Below are 21,437 nucleotides of genomic sequence, written 5' to 3'. Positions count from 1 at the left end.
TTTGGCACGCTGTTGAGTTCTCAAGGAACGGACGCTTCCTTTGTACTCACCCTCTCGGGCTTTCCTCCGGGCGCTTCCCTTCGTTCTTGCGTTTCCGACTCTATCAGATCCTTTCGGTGTCCGATTCCCGGTCGGCGGGATGTCCAGGGCTTTTTGGCTTTCGCCCGTCGGCCTTTCGACATTCACTACGTTAGCGGATCCCCCCGGAGTTCTCATAATCGAGCTCCGCGAGTTCGAATTGGGGCATGCGGGCACGCCAGAATTCGTCCCGGTCAAGGGAGAGTCGCAGGTAGTGGGTGGCCGCTCCGGCTGCTGGCAATCGCCGTACCCGGTTCAGCGGCTCGGGATACATTACGCACCCGCCAGAGGCGCGTCAACTTGAGCGGCGTCGCGGCACATGAGCCCGGTAGGGGCTGACAGTTGGGTCGTCGGCGATCCAGTAGCGCCAGGGGTGGACGCCGCCGTCGCCGGACACTCCGGTGCGAGGACCACTGCGCACCTGTTCAGCGGGGACGGCTGTGCCCGTCAGTATCCGCAGTGGCGTCTCACCGGCGGCGCACGCGTCCGTGCCGTCGAGTGCGCGGTCCACGTCCAGGGCCGTGGCCAGCCGGGCCGGTCCTTTGGCCAGTTCCTTGTCGTTCCGGGCCGAGAGCCGACGTTTGCGGGCGAGCTCGGCGCCCTCGACGAGCTCGCCCGCGCGGAGCAGTACCGCGCTCGCCGTGCCTTCAGGGCCGCAGACGAGGTTCATGCAGTGCCACATGCCGTAGGTGAAATAGACGTACACATGTCCGGGCGGGCCGAACATGACGTCGTTGCGGGGGGTGCGGCCGCGGTAGGCATGCGAGCCTGGGTCGTTCGGGCCGTCGTACGCCTCGACCTCGGTGAGGCGCAGCGAGAGCGGGCCGTCCGGGGTCTGCCGTACGAGGATCCGGCCGAGCAGGTCGGGGGCGACCTCCAGGACGGGGCGGTCGAAGAACGTCCTCGGCAGTGGCATACGGTCCCTGGGCACGATCATGTCGTACGAGCGTAGTCCAGACGGATATGTCCCAAGGGCTGGTCAAGGGTTCCCCCGCTTGCCAGGGTGAGTCGCGGAACCGGTCGTGTCCGGATCGCGTTTGTAGGGGTCAGGGATCCATACACAGAGGAGAGTCATGGGGTTCAAGAAGCTGCTTGCGAGCCTGGGAGCCGGCGGAGCCTCGGTCGAGACGGTGCTCACCGAGGTGAACGTCGTTCCGGGCGGTGTCGTCCAGGGCGAGGTGCGGATCCAGGGCGGATCCGTGAACCAGGCGATCGAGGGCCTGTCCGTCGGCCTGCAGGCGCAGGTCGAGGTGGAGAGCAACGACCAGGAGTACAAGCAGAACATCGAGTTCACCAAGGTGCGGCTCGGCGGTGCCTTCGAGCTCCAGGCCGGTGCCGTGCACGCCGTGCCGTTCGGGCTGGAGATCCCCTGGGAGACGCCGATCACCACGATCGACGGTCAGTCGCTGCGCGGTATGCACATCGGCGTGACCACCGAGCTGGAGATCGCCCGCGCGGTGGACTCCGGTGACCTGGACCCCATCAACGTGCACCCGCTCCCGGCGCAGAAGGCGATCCTGGACGCGTTCATCCAGCTGGGCTTCCGCTTCAAGAACGCGGACATGGAGCGCGGCCACATCCGGGGCACCCGGCAGCGGCTGCCGTTCTACCAGGAGATCGAGTTCTACCCGCCGTCGCAGTACCGCGGTCTCAACCAGGTCGAGCTGAGCTTCGTCGCGGACGAGAACGCCATGGACGTCATCCTGGAAATGGACAAGAAGCCGGGGCTGTTCAGCGAGGGCAGCGACACCTTCCGCTCCTTCCAGGTGGGTCTGCACGACTTCCACGGGACCGACTGGGCGGCTTACCTCAACCAGTGGCTGTCCGAGGTCGGCAGCAAGCGCAACTGGTTCTAGGCTCGGGACCACCGATCAGCTGAAGAACCCGATCAGGAGGTACCGAGGTGACCGAGCTCAAGCGGCGGCCGCTCCCCCATGACTTCCACCCGCCCGTGCCGTCGTTCACGGTGACGAGTGAGGACGTCGAGGAGGGCGCGGCCCTCAAGGACGCTCAGGTCTACGCGGCCGGGAACACCTCGCCGCAGCTGCGGTGGGAGGGCTTCCCGGCCGGGACCGAGAGCTTCGCCGTGACCTGCTACGACCCCGATGCCCCGACGGGCAGCGGGTTCTGGCACTGGGTCGTGTTCGACATCCCGGGCTCGGTGACCGAGCTGCCGGCGGGTGCGGGCAGCGGCAAGTTCGAGGGACTTCCCGAGGGCGCGGTGCACGTGCGCAACGACTACGGGACGAGGGACTTCGGCGGGGCCGCTCCGCCGCCGGGCGACGGGCCGCACCGGTACGTCTTCACGGTGTACGCGGTGGACCAGGAGAAGCTCGGTCCGGATTCCGACGCCTCGCCCGCCGTCGTCGGCTTCAATCTGAGGTTCCACGCGATCGCCCGCGCCCAGCTGATCGGCGAGTACGAAAACCCTGCCGAAGGCTGAGCGTTCATTGAACGTTTGCCCGTCTCTGGTCATGGAAGTGATCAGAGACGGGCATTTTTTATTGCGTTGTCCATCTCGGCCTGCCCGTCCAGAGTTGATCCAAGCCCGCCGGGGGGTGGGCGGTCGCACGGGAGGTGGGCTGGATGCGTGACACGCTGGTGCTGAACGCGAGCTTCGAGCCGCTGTCGACGGTGACACTGAACCGCGCCGTCGTCCTGGTGCTCCAGGACAAGGCCGTGGTCGAGCAGGCCCATCCCGAACTGCGTATGCGCGGTTCCGACATGGACATTCCCGTGCCCCGGGTGATCAGGCTGTGCAGATACGTACGAGTGCCGTTCCGAAGACAGGCGCCATGGTCGAGACGGGGCGTGCTGGTACGGGACAGGCACAGATGCGCCTACTGCGGGCGGCGGGCGACGACCGTGGACCATGTGGTGCCGCGGGCGCAGGGTGGTGCGGACTCGTGGCTGAACACGGTGGCCTCGTGCGCGGAGGACAACCACCGCAAGGCCGACCGCACTCCGGAGCAGGCGGGGATGCCGTTGCTGCGGCAGCCGTTCGAGCCGACCCCGCAGAACGCGATGCTGTTCGGCCTGGCCCAGGATGACCTGGCCGCGCTGCCGGAGTGGCTGACCCGGGATGCTGCCTAGGGACACGACCGGACACGACCGGGTCCTGTCGTCGGACTCCCGCTTCACGGCGAGGTCCCCGTACCCCGTCGGGGCGCGGGGACCATGTCGTCGGCCGGTCGGCCGGTCAGTCGATCGGGGGCTTCTCGCGGCGTTCCGGGTTCGTGCCCTTGTTCTGGGCCGGGATGGAGCCTCCGCCGTTGCCGGAACCGCCTCCCAGTGAGCCGAAGTTGCCCATGGCGCCGGACAGGCCCTTGAGGGCGTCGCCGATCTCGCTGGGAACGATCCAGAGCTTGTTGGCGTCGCCCTCGGCGATCTTCGGGAGCATCTGGAGGTACTGGTAGCTCAGCAGCTTCTGGTCGGGGTCGCCCGCGTGGATCGCCTCGAAGACCGTGCGGACGGCCTGGGCCTCGCCCTCGGCGCGCAGCGCGGCGGCCTTGGCCTCACCCTCGGCGCGCAGGATCTGGGACTGCTTCTCGCCCTCGGCGGTGAGGATGGCCGCCTGGCGGGTTCCTTCCGCGGTGAGGATCGCGGCGCGCTTGTCACGGTCGGCGCGCATCTGCTTCTCCATCGAGTCCTGGATGGAGGTGGGCGGTTCGATGGCCTTGAGTTCAACGCGGTTGACGCGGATGCCCCACTTGCCGGTCGCCTCGTCCAGGACACCGCGCAGGGCAGCGTTGATCTCCTCGCGGGAGGTCAGGGTGCGCTCCAGGTCCATGCCACCGATGATGTTGCGCAGGGTGGTGACGGTGAGCTGCTCGATGGCCTGGATGTAGCTGGCGACCTCGTAGGTGGCGGCGCGGGCGTCGGTGACCTGGTAATAGATGACCGTGTCGATGTTGACGACCAGGTTGTCCTGGGTGATCACCGGCTGCGGCGGGAACGGTACGACCTGTTCGCGCAGGTCGATGCGGTTGCGGATGGTGTCGATGAACGGGACCACGATGTTGAGGCCCGCGTTCAGGGTCCGCGTGTAGCGGCCGAAGCGCTCGACGATGGAAGCGCTGGCCTGCGGGATGACCTGGATGGTCTTGATCAGGGCGATGAAGACCAACACCACCAGAATGATCAATACGATGATGACCGGTTCCATCGTGACTCCCCGTACCCTTCTCCGCCTTGGCGCCTTGGCAGATCCTGTGGTTGTTGAAGATCTTGCTGGTCGAGTCTGACAGACCGTCGCGCAACTCGTGGGGTGTTCGGTCCAGTTGAGTCCTACGAGGTCAGATGACTATCGCGGTGGCCCCCTCGATGTCCACGACATCCACTTCCTGGCCGACCTCGTAGGCGCGGCCGGTGTCGAGGGAACGCGCCGACCAGACCTCTCCGGCGAGCTTGACGCGCCCGCCTGAGCCGTCGACCCGTTCCAGTACGAGGGCCTGTCTGCCCTTCAGTGCCTCCACGCCGGTGACCAGTTGGGGGCGCCTGGCGCTGTGCCGGGCCGCGATGGGCCGTACGACGGCGATGAGCGCGACGGACACGGCGGCGAAGACGAGCACCTGGGCGACGACACCGAGGCCGAGGCCGGCGGTGACCGCGGCCGCGGCGGCGCCTGCCGCGAGCATGCCGAACTCCGGCATGGCGGTGACCACGAGCGGGATTCCGAGCGCCGCGGCGCCGACCAGCCACCACACCCATGCTTCGATGTCGTTCACGTGGTCATCGTAGGGCCGCGACTCCCGTCGCGGACAGGGCGCGAAGAGGGCTCAGGACAGCGGGAGTCCCTGCGCGGTCCAGCGGTCGCCGACCTGATCCACGACGAGGGGGAGCCCGAAGCAGAGGGAGAGGTTGCGGGATGTCAGTTCGAGTTCGAGCGGACCCGCGGCGAGGACCTTGCCCTGACGGATCATGAGGACGTGCGTGAAGCCGGGGGCGATCTCCTCGACATGATGGGTGACCATGATCATGGAGGGGGCGATCGGGTCGCGGGCGAGGCGGCCGAGGCGGCGTACGAGGTCCTCGCGGCCGCCGAGGTCGAGGCCGGCGGCGGGCTCGTCGAGGAGGAGCAGTTCGGGGTCGGTCATCAGGGCGCGGGCGATCAGGGTGCGCTTGCGCTCGCCCTCGGAGAGGGTGCCGAACCTGCGCTCCAGGTAGTCGCTCATACCGAGGCGGTCGAGGAAGGCGCGGGCGCGCCGCTCGTCGATCTCCTCGTAGTCCTCCTGCCAGTGCGCGGTCATGCCGTACGCGGCGGTGAGGACGGTCTCCAGAACGGTCTGGCCCTTGGGCAGCTTGTCGGCCATGGCGATGCCGGCCACGCCGATGCGGGGGCGCAGTTCGAAGACGTCGGTGCCGGGACGGCCGAGGGTCTCGCCGAGGATGGTGGCGGTGCCCTTGCTGGGGTAGAGGTAGCTGGAGGCGACGTTGAGGAGGGTGGTCTTGCCGGCGCCGTTGGGGCCGAGGATGACCCAGCGCTCGCCCTCCTTCACCGACCAGGAGACCTGGTCCACCAGAGCCCGGCCCTCGCGGACCACGGATACGTCCTGAAGCTCCAGAACATCGCTCATGAGCGCGTTGTCTCCCCTTGCAGTGTGGCGCCGGTCTCGGCTGTGCGTTGGCCTGTGGCCCGGTCCGCCGCGCCGGTGGGCGCAGCCCCTACGAAATCTACGCCACCGGTGCCGCGGGTCATTCCATCGGTCCGGTCCTTAGGGTGGGGGCATGCTCTCGGAACCGCGTTCAGGACGCCTCGCCGCTTGGGGAAATGCCCTTTTGGTCGGACTTGTTTCGCCGGATGACGCCGTGCTCGCCGTGGTCGGTGAGGATGCCGTGCACCGGGTGGAGGGGCTGCCGGGTGAGCCGGCGCCGGTCGGGCTCACGCTCGCGCTCGGGCGGCTGCGTGCGCTGGGCGTGACCGGGCTGCGGGTGGCGCTGCCCGCGCCGGGGCATCCGCTGGGGCTGAGCGGGCCGCCGGAGTTCAACGCGCGGGCGCTGGAGGCCGAGGAGGCGGTGGTGTGTCACGGCGCCGCGTTCGGGCTGGTGCCGGAGGTGTACGAGGCGGGTCCCGCCGGTGATGTGCATGTGGAGGTGGTATGGCACTGTCTGCCGGTGCGGGAGGCGCCGCCGGCCGATGTGCCGTCGCTGGGTGAGGCCGAGCGGGAACTGGCGGAGGCGCTGCGGGATGCGACCGAGGTGCTCGCACGGCTGGACGTCGCCGGGTCCGGGCCGGTGGCGGAGGCGGCGATCGACGCGTACCGGGCGCGGGCCGAGCGGGGGCGCGAGGTCCTGGCGCCCGGGTATCCGCCACGGGCGGTGCGGGTGCTGGAGCTGGCTCAGCGGGTGGGGCTGCTGGTGTCCCTGGCCCAGGACCGGGGGCACGGGGGCGCGGTGAGCGCGTCGGAGATGGCCGCGCGGGGTGAGGCGTTGCGGCCGGTGGAGCGGACCGCCCGGCGGGCGCTCGTCGCGTCGTACAACTCCGTAGTGGAGGAGCGGGAGATGCGCTGAGCGTGGCCCACAAGGGGCTCGCAGACTCGCAGAAGGGCCGGCCTCCCGGTGAGGCTTCGGGAGGCCGGGGTTCTGTGGAGGTGGGCTCAGTGGTTGAGGCCCAGGTTGCCGAAGGCCGGGTTCAGGACGCCGATGACGTTGACGGTGTTGCCGACGGCGTTGACCGGGACGTGCACCGGGGCCTGAATGACATTGCCCGAGACGACACCCGGCGAGTGCTTGGCCTCGCCGCCCGCCCACGAGCCGCCGTGGGCGGAGGCCATCCCGGCGCCGGCGGCCACCAGTCCCCCGGCCACCATGGTCACAGCCGCTGCCTTCTTCAGGTTCTTCACGTTCAACCCCTCCTTGGCGATCCCGCGGCGACTGCCGCGGTACGCCTTGGAGAACGGCCCGGCATCCCGGAGGATGCGCCGTCCGGGTGACATTCCCCCGACGGTATGAATCTCACCCTGTCACACCGTGACGTACCGCCCACAGCGCGGCCTGGGTGCGGTCCGCGAGATCGAGTTTCATCAGGATGTTCGAGACGTGCGTCTTCACGGTCTTCTCGGAGAGGACCAGGGCACGGGCGATCTCGCGGTTGGAGCGGCCGTCCGCGATCAGACCCAGTACCTCCCGTTCCCGTTCGGTAAGCGCCCCGGCCCGGCCCTGGCCGGCGTTGGCCTCCTCCTGGGAGAGCAGGGCACCGGCCACCTCCGGCTGGAGCACGACGTGGCCGGCGTGCACCGAGCGGATGGCACCGGCCAGCGCGTCCGGGTCCACGTCCTTGTAGACGTATCCGGCGGCGCCCGCGCGCAGGGCGGGAACCACCGTGCGCTGCTCGGTGAAACTGGTGACGATCAGCACGCGCGCGGGGTTGTCGAGCTCGCGGAGCCTGCGCAGCGCGTCGACGCCGTCCATGCCCGGCATCTTGACGTCCATGAGGACGATGTCCGGCCTGAGCTCCTCGGCGCGGTCGACTCCTTCGGCGCCGTCGGCCGCCTCGCCCACGACCTCGATGTCGTCCTGTACCTCCAGGAAGGTGCGCAGACCCCGGCGCACGACCTGGTGGTCGTCGACGAGCAGCACCCGGATCGGGTCAGCCACCGGGGACCTCCATTTCGATCATGGTGCCCCTGCCTGGGGCCGACTCGACGGTGAGGGTGCCGCCGACCCCGCCCGCCCGGTCCCGCATGGAGACCAGTCCCAGATGACGTCCCGCGCGGCGCACGGCCGACGGTTCGAAGCCGATGCCGTCGTCGGTGACACGCAGGACGGCTCCGGCGGCCCGGCGGCCCAGGGTCACGTCCACGTTCTCGGCGTCCGCGTGGCGCAGGGCGTTGTGCAGGGCCTCCTGGGCGACCCGCAGCAGCGCTTCCTCCTGGGCGGCGGGCAGCGCGCGGAAGCCGCTGGTGGCGAAGGTCACCTGCGAGCTGTGGGCGCGGTCGAGGACCTGGATCTGGGTACGGAGGGTGGCGACGAGTCCGTCCTCGTCGAGGGCCGCGGGGCGCAGCTCCACGACGGCGGCGCGCAGTTCGTCGGTGGCCTGGGCGGCGAGCCGGGCGACCTCGTGCAGTTCGGTCTTGGCCCGGGCGGGGTCGCGGTCGACCAGGGCCGTGGCCGCCTGGGCCGTCAGGCGCAGGGAGAACAGCTTCTGGCTGACCGCGTCGTGCAGTTCGTGGGCGAGGCGGGAGCGTTCCTCGGTGATGGTCAGCTCGCGGCTGCGTTCGTAGAGGCGTGCGTTGGTCAGGGCGATCGCGGCGTGCTGGGCGAGGATGGCGAGCAGTTCCTCGTCCTCCTCGGTGAAGCCGCAGCTCCCTTCCGGTTTGGCGCAACGTTTGTTCGCCAGGAACAGGGCTCCGATCACCTCGTCGCCGTCGCGGATCGGCAGGCCGAGGAAGTCGGACATGTCGGGGTGGGCCGACGGCCAGCCCTCGAAACGGGGGTCCTCGCGCACGTCGGCGAGGCGCTCCGGGCGGGCGTCGTGGAGCATCGCGGCGAGGATGCCGTGCTGGCGCGGGAGCGGGCCGATGGCCCTCCACTGTTCGTCGCCGACTCCGTCGACCACGAACTGGGCGAAGCCGCCGTGGTCGTCCGGGACGCCGAGGGCGGCGTACTGGGCGTCGAGCAGCTCGCGGGCCGAGGCGACGATCGTCTTGAGGACGTCGCGCACCTCCAGGTGCCTGCTCATGGCCAGCAGCGCGGCACTGACCGCGGCGAGGCCGGACCGGGGGCCTTGACTCATGACCTCACGGTACCGGCGGGGTCCGGCGGCACGGATCGGTCCGGTGGCGGCCGGGGCCGGGGCGTCCGTCCTAGGCCGGGGGGCGTAGGGCCGGGGGGCACGCCTCATCCTTCCGGAGGAGGGTGCTCACGCAGGGCGTTGCGAAGGCAACTTTCCGTGAGGAGGGGGCCCCTGGGGTGTGAGCCCGCACATAGGGCGCGCATCACGTACGAACGGACATAGGAGATGTACAGGTGCATCACGAACGGGAAAGACGTTCCAGTCTGTCCCGTTTTGCCCCACCCTGATCCACTACCCGGGATCGTACGTCACACCTTTGCCACGGGTTTTTGCCGCCGCTAAGAATTGCTCACGTCGCTCGGCGCCGCGGATTCTCCCCCGCGGCGTTCGCACGGGGCGGGCTCCGGTCTCCCGCCCCCGGTTCTCCCGACGGAGAGCGACTCCGCGCAATTCGAAGAGGTCCATCAGCCATGCCCAAGCACGCCAGTACCCATCGCCGCAGTTATACGCTGACCAAGAACCACAAGATCGCGGTCACCGGTGTCGCCATGGCCGCGGCCACCGCGGGCCTTGTGCTCTCGACGGTTCCGAGCAGCGCCCAGTCGTTCACGGCCGAGGCCCCCGCCACGGCCCGGGTCGCCTACAGCACCCAGCAGATCAAGGACGTCAAGGGTTCGATCACCGACCAGATGGCCGACAAGACGGTCAAGGTCGAGGCCATCGCGGCGCAGAAGAAGGCCGCCGCCCAGGCAGCCGCCAAGCAGAAGACCGTCGCCCAGGGCCCCAAGAAGGCCGCCCGGGAGCGTGTCGTCCCGCAGTCCGCGAGCCGCTCCGTCCAGCGCCCCGCGGCCAAGCCGGCCGGCAGGAGCTACCCCAACAACCTCGACGGCTGGATCCGGGAGTCCCTGGACATCATGAAGTCCAAGGGCATACCGGGCTCGTACAGCGGGCTGCACCGCAACATCCTTCGGGAGTCCTCCGGCAACCCGATGGCCATCAACGGCTGGGACGTCAACGCCATCAACGGCGTCCCGTCCAAGGGCCTGCTCCAGGTGATCCCGCCGACCTTCAAGGCGTACCACGTGGCCGGCACCTCGTGGAACATCTACGACCCGGTCGCCAACATCACCGCCGCCTGCAACTACGCGGCCGACCGTTACGGCTCGATGGACAACGTCAACAGCGCGTACTGAGGCGGCGCGGACCTCACTCGCCAATGCCGAAGGGCGGCACCCCGACCGGGGGTGCCGCCCTTCGCCGTGTCGTCGTACCGGCGACGCGGCTACTTGCGCATGACCTCGGGCTCGTGGCGGCGCAGGAAGCGGGCCACGAAGAAGCCGCAGAGCACGCCCAGGGCGATCACCGCGATCATGTCCAGGCTCCAGGCCGCGACGGTGTGGTCCCACAGCGGATCCGTGCTGCCGCCCTTGGCGGGCGGGCTGATCCTGTTGAAGTCCAGCGTGGCGCCGGCCGCGGCGACCGCCCAACGGGACGGCATCAGGTACGAGAACTCGTTCACGCCGATCGAGCCGTGCAGGGCGAACAGACAGCCGGTGAACACGACCTGGATGATCGCGAACATGACCAGCAGCGGCATGGTCTTCTCGGCCGTCTTCACCAGCGACGAGATGATCAGGCCGAACATCATCGAGGTGAAGCCGAGCGCCATGATCGGCACCGACAGTTCGACGATCGGCGCGTTGGTGAAGACCAGGCCCTCCTTGGGGATCTCCCGGCTGGTGAAGCCGATGACACCGACGAGCAGGCCCTGGAAGACGGTGATCATGCCGAGCACGAACACCTTGGACATCAGGTACGCCGAGCGGGACAGGCCGGTCGCCCGTTCCCGTTCGTAGATCACCCGCTCCTTGATCAGTTCACGGACCGAGTTGGCGGCCCCCGCGAAGCAGGCGCCGACCGCGAGGATGAGCAGGACCGTGGTGGCCGTGCCGTTCGGGATGATCCGGCCGGTCTGCGGGTTGGCCGGGTTGGGCAGCAGCCCCTTGTCGGCGTCGATCAGCAGGCTCACCGCGCCGAGGACGGCCGGAAGGATCACCATCAGGGCCAGGAAGCCCTTGTCGGACGCGATCACCGAGACATAGCGGCGCACCAGCGTGACGAACTGCGACATCCAGCCCTGTGGCTTCGGCGGCCTGATCGCCTGCATCGGAGGCATCTGTACGGCCTGCGGGGCGACGGCGTCGATGTCGGCGGCGTACATCTGGTAGTGCTGCGAGCCCTTCCAGCGGCCCGCCCAGTCGTAGTCGCGGTAGTTCTCGAAGGCGGAGAAGACGTCGGCCCAGGTGTCGTAGCCGAAGAAGTTCAGCGCCTCCTCGGGCGGCCCGAAGTACGCCACGCTGCCGCCGGGAGCCATCACCAGTAGTTTGTCGCACAGCGCCAGCTCGGCCACCGAGTGGGTGACGACGAGGACCGTACGACCGTCGTCGGCGAGGCCGCGCAGCAACTGCATGACGTCGCGGTCCATGCCCGGGTCGAGGCCGGAGGTCGGCTCGTCCAGGAAGATCAGCGACGGCTTGGTGAGCAGTTCCAGGGCCACCGAGACACGCTTGCGCTGGCCGCCGGAGAGGGAGGTGACCTTCTTCTCCTTGTGGATGTCGAGCTTCAGCTCGCGCAGCACCTCGTCTATGCGGGACTCGCGCTCGGCGGCCGTCGTGTCGGCGGGGAAGCGCAGCTTGGCCGCGTACTTGAGGGCCTTCTTGACGGTCAGTTCCTTGTGCAGGATGTCGTCCTGCGGGACCAGACCGATGCGCTGGCGCAGCTCGGCGAACTGCTTGTAGAGGTCACGGTTGTCGTAGAGGACCTCGCCCTGGTTGGCGGGCCGGTAGCCGGTGAGCGCCTTCAGCAGCGTCGACTTGCCGGAGCCGGAGGGTCCGATGACCGCGATGAGCGACTTCTCCGGGACGCCGAAGGAGACGTCCTTCAGGATCTGCTTGCCGCCGTCGACGGTGACGGTGAGGTGACGGGCCGAGAAGGAGACCTCACCGGTGTCGACGAACTCCTCGAGACGGTCGCCGACGATCCGGAAGGTGGAGTGGCCGACACTGACGATGTCGTTCGGGCCGAGCAGTGCCGTGCCGCCCTTGGCGATCGGCTGGCCGTTGACGTACGTGCCGTTGTGCGAGCCCAGGTCGCGGATCTCCATCCGGCCGTCGGGCATCGAGTGGAACTCGGCGTGGTTGCGGGAGACCTGGAGGTCGGAGACGACCAGCTCGTTCTCCAGGGCGCGGCCGATGCGCATCACGCGGCCGAGCGAGAACTGGTGGAACGTGGTCGGGCTGCGGTCGCCGTAGACCGGCGGCGCCCCCGCGCCCGGTGTCTGCTGGGCAGGACCGCCCTGCTGCTGCGGGATCTGCGCTGCCTGCTGCTGCGGCCAACCCGCCTGCGGGGCCTGCTGCTGCGGGGGCTGCTGCGGAGGGGCCTGCTGTGCCCAGCCGGCTCCCGCGCCCTGCGCGGCGTACGGCGCGGCCTGCTGCGGCTGCGCGGCGGCCACGGCGGACAGGTTCACCCGCGGGCCGTCCGTCCCGTTGCCGAGGTGTACGGCGGAACCGGGGCCGAGATCCGCCTGGCTCACCCGCCTGCCCTGCATGAACGTGCCGTTGGTGCTGCCGTGGTCCTCGATGACCCAGCCGCGGCCGTTGAAACTGACCGTGGCGTGCCGCCAGGAGACCCTGGCGTCGTCGAAGACGACGTCTCCCTGCGGATCGCGTCCGAGTGTGTAGGTCCTGGACGAGTCGAGCGTCCAGGTCCGTCCGTTTGATTCCAGTACGAGTTCCGGCACTCCATGCCCCACTGTGTTGTCCCCCGAATTACCCCCAACACAGGGAGTCTAGGGATGTCGAACATCGTGGGGAACTATTTCAGGCTCCACGCCCTGACCGAAAGTCGGGCCTTGTGATGAACGCCGACGCCCGCTCGCGCTGCTCCCGTTGACGGGGTTGAAACCGACCCGGAGAGTGGTAATCCCCCGCGTGGGGAACCTGCGCGGCACCCGCCGCGCCGTGGATCGGGGGGTCCGTCATGAGCTCTGCCACGGAAGCCGGGACAACGCGGCACGGTACCGGGCTGCCTTGGGGAGACGTGCTGCTCTCCGCGGTCGCCGCGGTCAGCTGGGCGTTGATGGGAATGGCGGGCACGGCCGCGCTGGGCCTGCATCTGCTGGACGCGGACACGGCGGGCTCGCTCGGCCCGATGACGGCGGCCGTTGTGGCGCTGGGGGCGGGGGGTTCGGTCTCGCCGTCCGGCGATGTGTCCGCTTTCGGGCTCAAGGGCGCGGAGGCCACCACGGCCATCGACATCACGCCACTCGGCGTGGGCCTGGTGGGCGCCCTGCTGTTGTCGTGGTGCTTCCTACGATCCCTGCGTACGGCCCGGGTTGTGATCGCACCGGCCGAACTCCTCGCGCGTGCGGGCGCGGTGGTCGCGCTGTTCGTGGCGACGCTGGGCGGACTGGCCTGGGCCGGGCACGACGTCATCACGATCGACGGGGGATCGCTCGGCCTCGGCGAGCTGCCCGGCGCGGGTGGCGGCGGCAGCGGGGGCGGAGGCGGCGGGCTGGAGATCCCCGGTCTCGGCGACATCGGCGGGCTGCTGCCCGACCGGATCGGCGGCCTGGTCGACGCGAAGGCGGCGGTGGGGTTCACGGTGGACACCGCGCCGACCCTGCTCGGCGGCCTCGGCTGGTCCGCGGGCGTCCTGCTGATCGCCCTGCTGGCGTCCCGCCGCACCTCCCTGCCACGGGGCTGGGAGGCCGTTCACCGGGTCGTGCGGCCCGCGGTGTCGGCGCTCGTCACCGTGCTGCTCGTGGCCGTGGCCGCCGGGCTCGCGGCGGCGGGGTACGCGGCGATCGGCGACGACCATCCGCGGCGTATCGCGGGCGCGGCGCTGCTCGGTGCCCCCAACGGGGTGTGGCTCGGTATCCCGGTCGGCCTGCTGGTGCCGTGGGACGGCAGGGCCACCGGCGCGCTCGCCACCGTACTGCCCCACCCGCTGGACCAGTTGCTGAGCGTGCGGTCGGACCGGCCGGTGACGCTGGCCCGGCTGGCGGACCTCGACGGGCGGGCGTGGCTGCTGGGCGTGGCGGCGGCGTCGGCGATGCTGCTCGTGGGGGTGCTCACGGCGGTCCGGACACCGGCGCGCACCGGCCCGGGGGCCCTGCGGTTCGCGGGGCGGTGCACCGTGCGGCTCGGCGTCGCCACCGCGCTTGCGCTGCCGCTGCTCGCCCTGCTGACGGATGTGTCGGTGGACGCCTCGCTGTCCGTGCTCGGTTTCGACGCCTTCGGTGCCGGGGTCGAACTGCACGGACGGCTCGGCACGGCGCTGTTGCTCGGGGCCGCGTGGGGAGCTGGTGCGGGGGCCGTCGGGGCGCTGCTGGCGTCGGCCACCGGGGCCGCGGGGCGGCGGGCGGCGCCCCTGGCACTTGGTGACCCTGGAGGCCCGGGAGGCGGCGCCTCGTCCCCGGACCGGGTGTCCGGGGACCCGGCGGGCACGGGACGGCCCGGCCCGTACGCGCCCGGTACGCCGTACCGGCCGCCGAACCCCGCCACCAACCCGTATCTCCGGTTGCCGGACGGGCTGCGGGAGCCCGGCGCGGCGCCCTCCGGCCGGGGCCGGTATCCGGGTGACGGGGCGCCCGCCGGCCCTCCCGAACCAACCGACCCGCACGGCTCCCCCACCGTAACCAGGCCCTTCGGCCCGCCACCGCCCGGGCCCCGACGCGGCCCGGAGCACCGCTCCGGCGGCCGGCCCCGCCACGGCACCGACGACGGCCCCGGGACACCTCCCCCGCCACCGCCTCCCCCGCCGCGGCGGCCGAAGGGGTGAGCCCACGAGCCCGGGTGAGGGCAAGGGCCCGGGGAGGGCAATGGGTGCGACACCGGGGCGTTACCGACTGTTCTCCGTCCGCTGGGCGGACCGCGCGGGCGGAGGGCACCGGGTGCCGGATACCGTGGTCACACCATGAGCGCATCGCAGACCTCCGAGATCCCCACCCTCCTCGTCAAGATCTTCGGCAAGGACAGGCCGGGCATCACGGCCGGTCTCTTCGACACCCTTGCCGCCTACTCCGTCGACGTGGTCGACATCGAGCAGGTCGTCACCCGCGGACGCCTGGTGCTGTGCGCGCTCGTGACCCAGCCGCCGACAGGGGTGGAGGGCGACCTCCGGGCCACCGTGCACGGCTGGGCGGAGTCGATGAAGATGCAGGCCGAGATCATCTCCGGGCACGGTGACAACCGGCCGCGCGGCCACGGCCGCTCGCTGGTGACCGTGCTCGGCCACCCCCTCACCGCCGAGTCGACCGCCGCCATCGCCACCCGGATCGCGAAGGTCGGCGGCAACATCGACCGTATCTTCCGGCTCGCCAAGTACCCGGTGACAGCGGTCGAGTTCGCGGTGTCCGGCGTGGAGACCGAGCCGCTGCGCACCACGCTGATGTCGGAGGCCTCGGCACTCGGTGTCGACATCGCGGTGGTGGCGGCGGGGCTGCACCGGCGGGCCCAGCGCCTGGTGGTCATGGACGTGGACTCCACCCTCATCCAGGACGAGGTGATCGAGCTCTTCGCCGCGCACGCCGGTTGCGAGGACAAGGTCGCCGAGGTCACGTCGGCCGCGATGCGCGGAGAGCTGGACTTCGAGCAGTCGCTGCACGCGCGCGTGGCCCTGCTGGCGGGGCTGGACGCGTCGGTGGTGCAGAAGGTGCGCGGCGAGGTGCGGCTGACACCGGGCGCACGCACCCTGATCCGTACGCTGAAGCGGCTCGGCTACCAAGTGGGCGTGGTGTCGGGCGGGTTCACCCAGGTCACCGACGATCTGAAGGAGCGGCTTGGGCTGGACTTCGCCCACGCCAACACCCTGGAGATCGTGGACGGGAAGCTCACCGGCAAGGTCACCGGTGAGATCGTCGACCGCGCGGGCAAGGCACGGCTGCTGCGCCGGTTCGCCGCCGAGGCGGGTGTCCCGCTCTCCCAGACGGTGGCGATCGGCGACGGCGCCAACGACCTGGACATGCTGAACGCGGCCGGGCTGGGCGTGGCCTTCAACGCCAAGCCGGTGGTCCGCGAGGCCGCGCACACCGCGGTGAACTTCCCCTTCCTCGACACGGTCCTCTATCTGCTGGGCGTCACCCGCGAGGAGGTCGAGGCGGCCGACACGCACGACGAGGCCTGAGCCTTCGGGACACTCCCCCGCCGTGCGCGGCGGTCATCCGGCCGGAGTCACACCGGGCGAGGTCACTCGGACGGCGCCCAGTAGTCGTCCAGCCTGCCGGTGCCCGGCTCCAGGCTCTTCCAGGAGCCCTCGAAGGTCACGACGGCGAAGGCTGCGGCGGGGAAGCCCCGGCGTTCCATGTGCGCGCGGGCCTCGTCGTCGGCCGAGCCGGAGAGGATCTCCGCCAGACCGTGCACCGACGGGTTGTGACCGATCAGGATCACGTTCTGCACGTCGTCGGGGGTCTCGTTCAGCACGGCGATGAGCTCGCCGGGCGAGGCCTCGTAGAGCCGCTCCTCATAGATGGTCTTCGGCCGGTGCGGCAGCTCGTGGACGGCGAGCTTCCAGGTCTCGCGGGTCCGGACGGCGGTGGAGCACAGGGCCAGGTCGAAGGAGATGCCGTGGTCCGCCAGCTTGCGTCCGGCGACTGCGGCGTCCATACGGCCTCGCTCGGCGAGGGGCCGCTCATGGTCGGTGACCTCGGGCCAGTCGGCTTTCGCATGCCGGAAGAGGACGATCCTGCGGGGTTCTGCGACGCTCATGGAACCCAGCTTCGCATGAAACAGGCCACCCGGCGCAGGGGGTTGACATGGGGATTTGCGGTACTGGGCACCCGCTCCGGCTCTAGCGGGCGACCAGGTGCCGCGCCTGTTCGAAGAGGCGGGTGAGCGCGGGGTCGCCGGTGGTCGCGTGGGCGTTCGACGGGTTCAGGATCAGCAGGAACAGTGCGACGAAGGCGAGCGCGGGCAGGGTCAGGGCCCACCAGGGCAGCCGCATGCCGAGGTCGGCCGTGGTCGCCGGGTGGGGCCGGGTGGGCGTACGGGCCGACATGTTCGCCTCCGCTGTTCCGCTGGTCTTCGAGGGGTCCTGGCCCGTCTTCGGGCACATCTCGAAACTACGGAATCCGGCGCCGTCGACCCATCCGGTGATCCACCCACTCGCCCCTGACACTGGCCCCCTAGGGGATGGTGGGGCCAGCCCCACCATGGCGGGCGAAAGGCCTGGTCAGGGGGACGCGAGGGTCGCGATGACGCCGATGATCACAAAGATGGCGAGGAACGCGCCGAAGACGAGCAGCATCTTCTTCTGGCTGTTCTGCGGGTTCGGGTCGAGGACTGGCATGCGGGAAAGTCTCGCACCCTTCTCCCCCGCCGACGTGCCCGGGGTGAGGTCAGCGCGTCGCCCTGTCGGCCTCGGCCGCCTCGTCCTCCACGGTCCGGTCGCGGCCCGCGAGAACGCCCACCGCCATCTGCGGAAGCATGAGCGCGGCCATGAGGGCGATCGGCAGGCCCCAGCCGCCGCTGTGCTGGTAGAGCACGCCGACCAGCAGCGGCCCGGGGATGGAGATCAGATAGCCGGTGCTCTGCGCGAAGGCGGACAGCTGGGCGACGCCCGCGCCGGTCCTGGCCCGCATGCCCACCATGGTGAGCGCCAGCGGGAAGGCGCAGTTGGAGACGCCGAGCAGCAGGGCCCAGGCCCAGGCGCCGCCGGCCGGCGCGAAGTACAGGCCCGCGTAGCCGGCCAGACCGCAGACGCCGAGCGCGACCACGATCGGCCCCTGCTGGGGCAGCCGGGTGGCCAGGCGCGGGATGACGAAGGCCAGCGGGACGCCCATCACCATGGTCACGGCGAGGAGCACACCCGCGGTGCCCGCGGAGACGCCCGCGTCGCGGAAGATCTGCGCCATCCAGCCCATCGTGACGTAGGCGGCGGTGGCCTGGAGGCCGAAGAAGACGGCGAGCGCCCAGGCAGTACGGCTCCGGGTGATCCGCAGCGCCGGTGACCGCTCCGCACGCGCGTGGGGCCGCCGTGGCGGCGCGTCGCCCGCGGAGGCCGGTCCCCGGTGCCGTACCAGCGGGATCCACGGCAGCACCGCGACGGCGGCGAGCACCGCCCACACGGCGAGCCCGGACCGCCAGTCGCCGCCCAGCGCCCCGGTCACCGGCACGGTCACCGCGGCGGCGGCCGAGGTGCCGAGGGCGAGGGCCATGGAGTACAGGCCGGTCATGGAGCCCACCCGGTCGGGGAACCAGTGCTTGACGATGACCGGCATCAGGACGTTGCTGACGGCGACGCCCATGAGCGCGAGCGCGCTGCCGGCCAGGAATCCGGCCGTCGATCCCGCGTACGGCCGTATCAGCAGGCCCGCGGCGATGGCGGCCATGCCGGCGCACACCACGGCGGCCGGTCCGAAGCGGCGGGCCAGGCGGGGGGCCATGACGCCGAAGGCGGCGAAGCAGAGCGGGGGCACCGAGGTGAGGAGTCCGGCCACGCCGCCGCTCATGCCGAGTCCGTCGCGGACCTCTTCAAGAAGCGCGCCGAGGCTGGTGATGGCGGGTCGGAGGTTCAGCGCGGAAAGCACGATGCCGACGACCACCAGGCGGATCGCCCACGCGCGTGGGGCCGTCGATTCGGCCGTTCCGGTGGTGTCGGCCGTCTTTTCGGTCGTCGTCCTCGTCCGGGTCTTCTCGCTCACCATGAGACCCATCATAGAATCATGGGATGATTGGTTGTCCACTCCCTGGCCGTCTCAGTCCGGCCCTCCCGTGCGAAGGTGTGCCATGCCCCTGAGCCACCCCAGGCGTTCGGCGCTGTCCGAACAGGTCATCGCCGAGCTGCGCAACCAGATCACCTCCGGCGAGTGGCCGGTCGGCTCACGCATCCCCACGGAGCCGGAGCTCGTCGAGCAGCTCGGCGTCGCCCGGAACACGGTCCGCGAGGCGGTCCGGGCACTGGCGCACAACGGCCTGCTGGACATCCGCCAGGGCTCGGGCACCTATGTGGTGGCGACGAGCGAGCTGGCGGGCGTGATGCACCGCAGGTTCGCCGACGCGGACCCCGGGCACATCGCCGAGCTGCGGGTGGCACTGGAGTCGTCGGCGGCGAAGCTGGCGGCCGAGCGGCGCACCGAGAAGGACCTCAAGCAGCTCGACGCGCTGCTCCTGCGGCGTGAGGAGGCCTGGGAGTCGGGTGACGCGGAGGCCTTCGTGACGGCGGACGCGACCTTCCACATGGCGGTGGTGTCCGCCTCGCACAACGAGGTCATCACGGCGGTCTACGCCGACCTGGGCGAGGTGCTGCGGGAGTGGCTGCGCGCGGACGTCGGCGGGCTGCTGACCCCGGAGTCGCACATGGAACACGGCGGGCTCGTCGACGCGATCCGCGCGGGCGACGCGGAGGCGGCCGCGGCACAGGCCGCGAGCTACCCCTTCGCGTGCCGTCCGGGGCCGCTCACCCCGCCGCCTTCTCGTGGCTGATCCACGCCGAGCCGACTTCCTTCCAGCAGCGGCCGGAGAGCCGTACGGTCGTCGCGGGCCCGGTGTCGACCGCGTCACCGTCGGTGTCGAGGTCCCACCAGCGGGCGCACTCTATGTGCAGGCTCACGCGATCGGTGTCGACATAGGGATTGTGGCAGTAGGCGACGACTTCCGATCCGCTGACGGTCGTACGGCACTCGGCGCCGAACAGTGACGGCGCCGAGGGGTCCTCGCCCCGCCGGACGCGCGGGTGCGACAGCGCCTCGAACGGCAGCGACAGCACCAGGGCGACGGAGACGGTCAGTACGGCCAGGCTGTGGGACAGGCGCACAAGGGGACCTCCTCGGCCGGGCTGGGGAGGGACTTCGCAAGGTGGGCTCGTGGTCCAGAGTGAGCCGTTACCGCACGTCCGCGCCCGGCCGGTGAGCCGAACGAGTGAATTTGAGCGGCCGCCCGAACGGGTGATACGAGAACGGCCGAGGCCCGCTCCCCCCACGGGGCGCGGGCCTCGGCCGTCGGCGTGCGGCGATCAGGCGCCGATGGCGTGCAGACCGCCGTCCACGTGGACGATCTCGCCGGTGGTCTTCGGGAACCAGTCGCTGAGCAGCGCGACGACACCGCGGCCGGCCGGCTCCGGGTCCTTCAGGTCCCACTCCAGCGGGGCGCGGTTGTCCCACACGGCGGCCAGCTCGTCGAAGCCCGGGATGGACTTGGCGGCCATGGAGCCGATCGGGCCCGCCGAGACCAGGTTGCAGCGGATGTTCTGCTTGCCCAGGTCACGTGCCATGTAGCGGCTGGTGGCCTCCAGGGCGGCCTTGGCGGGGCCCATCCAGTCGTACTGCGGCCAGGCGAACGACGCGTCGAAGGTGAGGCCGACGACCGAGCCGCCGTTCTGCATCAGCGGCAGGCAGGCCATGGTCAGCGACTTCAGCGAGAACGCCGAGACGTGCATGGCGGTGGCCACCGACTCGTACGGCGTGTTGAGGAAGTTGCCGCCGAGCGCGTCCTGCGGGGCGAAGCCGATGGAGTGCACGACGCCGTCCAGGCCGCCCAGCTCCTCGCCGACCACGTCGGCCAGGCGCGCGAGGTGCTCGTCGTTGGTGACGTCCAGCTCGATGACCTTGGTGGGCTTGGGGAGCTTCCTGGCGATGCGCTCGGTCAGCGTGGGCCGCGGGAACGCGGTCAGGATGATCTCGGCACCCTGCTCCTGGGCCAGCTTGGCGGTGTGGAAGGCGATGGAGGACTCCATCAGCACACCGGTGATCAGGACACGCTTGCCCTCGAGGATTCCGCTCATGGTGATCAGTGACCCATTCCCAGTCCGCCGTCTACGGGGATGACGGCTCCAGTGATGTACGAGGCGTCGTCCGACGCGAGGAACCGCACAGCCGCGGCGACCTCGTCGGCCTGCGCGTACCGGCCGAGCGGCACCTGCGAGACGATGCCGGCGCGCTGCTCGTCGGTGAGCGCCTTGGTCATGTCGGTGTCGACGAAGCCGGGCGTGACGACGTTGAAGGTGATGTTGCGCGAGCCCAGCTCACGGGCGAGGGAACGCGCGAAGCCGATCAGGCCGGCCTTGGAGGCGGCGTAGTTCGCCTGCCCGGCCGAGCCGAGCAGGCCGACGACGGAGGAGATGAGGACGACGCGGCCCTTCTTGGCACGCAGCATGCCGCGGTTGGCGCGCTTGACCACGCGGTAGGTGCCGGTCAGGTTGGTGTCGACGACCGAGGTGAAGTCCTCCTCGCTCATGCGCATGAGGAGCTGGTCCCGGGTGACGCCGGCGTTGGCGATGAGGACCTCGACCGGGCCGTGGGTCGCCTCGATCTCCTTGTAGGCCTGCTCCACCTGCTCGGCGTCGGTGATGTCACACCGGACGGCGAGGCAGCCGAGTTCCACCAGGGCGGCGGGCGGCTCACCCGAGCGGTATGTGATCGCGACCTTGTCGCCGGCTTCGGCGAATGCGCGGGCGATGGCGAGGCCGATGCCCCGGTTGCCTCCGGTGACGAGAACCGAGCGGCTCAACGGATCACCCTTTCGATAGCGGTCTGACACACCGCCCGAAAGCTGGACGACAGGCGGCTTCATCGAAAACCTATCGGTACCGGCCGGTCGGAGAAGAAGCGGGCACCCACAGTGACGTGCGG

Annotated in this window: 23 protein-coding genes; 8 read left to right on the top strand and 15 right to left on the bottom strand. The window is 70.4% G+C overall.

The genetic code is table 11. The features are described 5' to 3' along the window. Positions 1-373: 373 nt before the first annotated feature. The gene (locus tag ACIPK3_RS06120; protein WP_402566819.1) at positions 374-1,015 is read right to left on the bottom strand and encodes a DNA-3-methyladenine glycosylase; all 642 of its coding nucleotides are present in this window, start codon (positions 1,013-1,015) and stop codon (positions 374-376) included. Positions 1,016-1,151: 136 nt separating this feature from the next. Here ACIPK3_RS06120 and ACIPK3_RS06115 point away from each other — a divergent pair, with 136 nt between their 5' ends. From ACIPK3_RS06115 to ACIPK3_RS06105, 3 genes are all read left to right on the top strand, one after another. Further along, on the top strand, positions 1,152-1,934 hold the full coding sequence (locus ACIPK3_RS06115) for a sporulation protein (RefSeq protein WP_402566818.1): 783 nt from the start codon (positions 1,152-1,154) through the stop codon (positions 1,932-1,934). Positions 1,935-1,981: 47 nt separating this feature from the next. After that, the gene (locus ACIPK3_RS06110) at positions 1,982-2,521 is read left to right on the top strand and encodes a YbhB/YbcL family Raf kinase inhibitor-like protein (protein WP_402566817.1); all 540 of its coding nucleotides are present in this window, start codon (positions 1,982-1,984) and stop codon (positions 2,519-2,521) included. A 143-nt stretch (positions 2,522-2,664) separates the two neighbouring features. Beyond that, entirely contained in the window at positions 2,665-3,171 is a 507-nt protein-coding gene (locus ACIPK3_RS06105) for an HNH endonuclease (protein WP_402566816.1), read from the top strand. A gap of 106 nt (positions 3,172-3,277) precedes the next feature. Here the strand turns inward: ACIPK3_RS06105 and ACIPK3_RS06100 are convergent, their stop codons facing one another. The 3 genes from ACIPK3_RS06100 to ACIPK3_RS06090 form a co-directional block, all read right to left on the bottom strand. Next, positions 3,278-4,243: an SPFH domain-containing protein gene (locus tag ACIPK3_RS06100; RefSeq protein WP_402566815.1), complete on the bottom strand. Its 966-nt coding sequence runs from the start codon at positions 4,241-4,243 to the stop codon at positions 3,278-3,280. Positions 4,244-4,373: 130 nt separating this feature from the next. Then, a complete protein-coding gene (locus ACIPK3_RS06095; RefSeq protein WP_402566814.1) occupies positions 4,374-4,805 on the bottom strand; it encodes an NfeD family protein in 432 nt (143 codons plus the stop codon). A gap of 51 nt (positions 4,806-4,856) precedes the next feature. Further along, complete coding sequence (locus ACIPK3_RS06090) at positions 4,857-5,654, bottom strand: ABC transporter ATP-binding protein (RefSeq protein WP_402566813.1); 798 nt, start codon at positions 5,652-5,654, stop codon at positions 4,857-4,859. Between the two features lie 151 nt (positions 5,655-5,805). Here ACIPK3_RS06090 and ACIPK3_RS06085 point away from each other — a divergent pair, with 151 nt between their 5' ends. Beyond that, a complete protein-coding gene (locus tag ACIPK3_RS06085; RefSeq protein ID WP_402566812.1) occupies positions 5,806-6,588 on the top strand; it encodes a hypothetical protein in 783 nt (260 codons plus the stop codon). Between the two features lie 86 nt (positions 6,589-6,674). On the opposite strand, the gene ACIPK3_RS06080 is transcribed toward ACIPK3_RS06085, so the two are convergent. The 3 genes from ACIPK3_RS06080 to ACIPK3_RS06070 form a co-directional block, all read right to left on the bottom strand. Next, positions 6,675-6,920: a chaplin gene (locus ACIPK3_RS06080; RefSeq protein WP_402566870.1), complete on the bottom strand. Its 246-nt coding sequence runs from the start codon at positions 6,918-6,920 to the stop codon at positions 6,675-6,677. 112 nt (positions 6,921-7,032) lie between these two features. Continuing rightward, positions 7,033-7,674, bottom strand: coding sequence for a response regulator (locus ACIPK3_RS06075; RefSeq protein ID WP_402566811.1), 642 nt, complete (start codon positions 7,672-7,674; stop codon positions 7,033-7,035). Further along, on the bottom strand, positions 7,667-8,812 hold the full coding sequence (locus tag ACIPK3_RS06070) for a GAF domain-containing sensor histidine kinase (protein ID WP_402566810.1): 1,146 nt from the start codon (positions 8,810-8,812) through the stop codon (positions 7,667-7,669). Before ACIPK3_RS06070 ends, ACIPK3_RS06075 begins: the two co-directional genes overlap by 8 nt. Before the next feature lie 470 nt (positions 8,813-9,282). Here ACIPK3_RS06070 and ACIPK3_RS06065 point away from each other — a divergent pair, with 470 nt between their 5' ends. Then, positions 9,283-10,005, top strand: a complete 723-nt coding sequence (locus ACIPK3_RS06065; RefSeq protein ID WP_402566809.1) for a transglycosylase SLT domain-containing protein — start codon at positions 9,283-9,285, stop codon at positions 10,003-10,005. A gap of 89 nt (positions 10,006-10,094) precedes the next feature. Here the strand turns inward: ACIPK3_RS06065 and ACIPK3_RS06060 are convergent, their stop codons facing one another. Continuing rightward, a complete protein-coding gene (locus ACIPK3_RS06060; RefSeq protein WP_402566808.1) occupies positions 10,095-12,611 on the bottom strand; it encodes an FHA domain-containing protein in 2,517 nt (838 codons plus the stop codon). Positions 12,612-12,850: 239 nt separating this feature from the next. Here ACIPK3_RS06060 and ACIPK3_RS06055 point away from each other — a divergent pair, with 239 nt between their 5' ends. Further along, positions 12,851-14,653, top strand: coding sequence for a streptophobe family protein (locus ACIPK3_RS06055; RefSeq protein WP_402566807.1), 1,803 nt, complete (start codon positions 12,851-12,853; stop codon positions 14,651-14,653). Positions 14,654-14,788: 135 nt separating this feature from the next. Beyond that, entirely contained in the window at positions 14,789-15,997 is a 1,209-nt protein-coding gene (serB, locus tag ACIPK3_RS06050) for a phosphoserine phosphatase SerB (RefSeq protein WP_402566806.1), read from the top strand. A 62-nt stretch (positions 15,998-16,059) separates the two neighbouring features. Here serB and ACIPK3_RS06045 read toward each other — a convergent pair whose 3' ends face one another. From ACIPK3_RS06045 to ACIPK3_RS06030, 4 genes are all read right to left on the bottom strand, one after another. Beyond that, positions 16,060-16,578 (bottom strand): SixA phosphatase family protein, encoded by a 519-nt coding sequence (locus ACIPK3_RS06045; protein WP_402566805.1) that lies wholly within the window; start codon positions 16,576-16,578, stop codon positions 16,060-16,062. 82 nt (positions 16,579-16,660) lie between these two features. Then, complete coding sequence (locus tag ACIPK3_RS06040; RefSeq protein ID WP_402566804.1) at positions 16,661-16,924, bottom strand: hypothetical protein; 264 nt, start codon at positions 16,922-16,924, stop codon at positions 16,661-16,663. A 117-nt stretch (positions 16,925-17,041) separates the two neighbouring features. Continuing rightward, complete coding sequence (locus ACIPK3_RS06035) at positions 17,042-17,158, bottom strand: SGM_5486 family transporter-associated protein (protein ID WP_402566803.1); 117 nt, start codon at positions 17,156-17,158, stop codon at positions 17,042-17,044. A 49-nt stretch (positions 17,159-17,207) separates the two neighbouring features. Further along, positions 17,208-18,515 (bottom strand): CynX/NimT family MFS transporter, encoded by a 1,308-nt coding sequence (locus ACIPK3_RS06030; RefSeq protein WP_402566802.1) that lies wholly within the window; start codon positions 18,513-18,515, stop codon positions 17,208-17,210. 82 nt (positions 18,516-18,597) lie between these two features. On the opposite strand from ACIPK3_RS06030, the gene ACIPK3_RS06025 reads away from it, so the two are divergent. Further along, positions 18,598-19,293 (top strand): FadR/GntR family transcriptional regulator, encoded by a 696-nt coding sequence (locus tag ACIPK3_RS06025; RefSeq protein ID WP_402566801.1) that lies wholly within the window; start codon positions 18,598-18,600, stop codon positions 19,291-19,293. Here the strand turns inward: ACIPK3_RS06025 and ACIPK3_RS06020 are convergent. From ACIPK3_RS06020 to fabG, 3 genes are all read right to left on the bottom strand, one after another. Continuing rightward, complete coding sequence (locus ACIPK3_RS06020) at positions 19,268-19,624, bottom strand: hypothetical protein (protein WP_402566800.1); 357 nt, start codon at positions 19,622-19,624, stop codon at positions 19,268-19,270. The two genes, ACIPK3_RS06025 and ACIPK3_RS06020, sit on opposite strands and share 26 nt — an antisense overlap. 198 nt (positions 19,625-19,822) lie before the next feature. After that, positions 19,823-20,590 carry an enoyl-ACP reductase FabI gene (gene fabI / locus ACIPK3_RS06015; protein WP_402566799.1) on the bottom strand — a complete coding sequence of 256 codons (768 nt, stop codon included), beginning with the start codon at positions 20,588-20,590 and terminating at the stop codon, positions 19,823-19,825. A 5-nt stretch (positions 20,591-20,595) separates the two neighbouring features. Then, on the bottom strand, positions 20,596-21,315 hold the full coding sequence (gene fabG / locus ACIPK3_RS06010) for a 3-oxoacyl-[acyl-carrier-protein] reductase (RefSeq protein ID WP_402566798.1): 720 nt from the start codon (positions 21,313-21,315) through the stop codon (positions 20,596-20,598). Positions 21,316-21,437: the final 122 nt, after the last annotated feature.

Origin of the sequence: Streptomyces sp. NPDC086787 (assembly GCF_044745865.1) — a bacterium.
Classification (GTDB): Bacteria; Actinomycetota; Actinomycetes; order Streptomycetales; family Streptomycetaceae; genus Streptomyces.
This window is presented reverse-complemented; position numbering and strand designations above follow the sequence as displayed.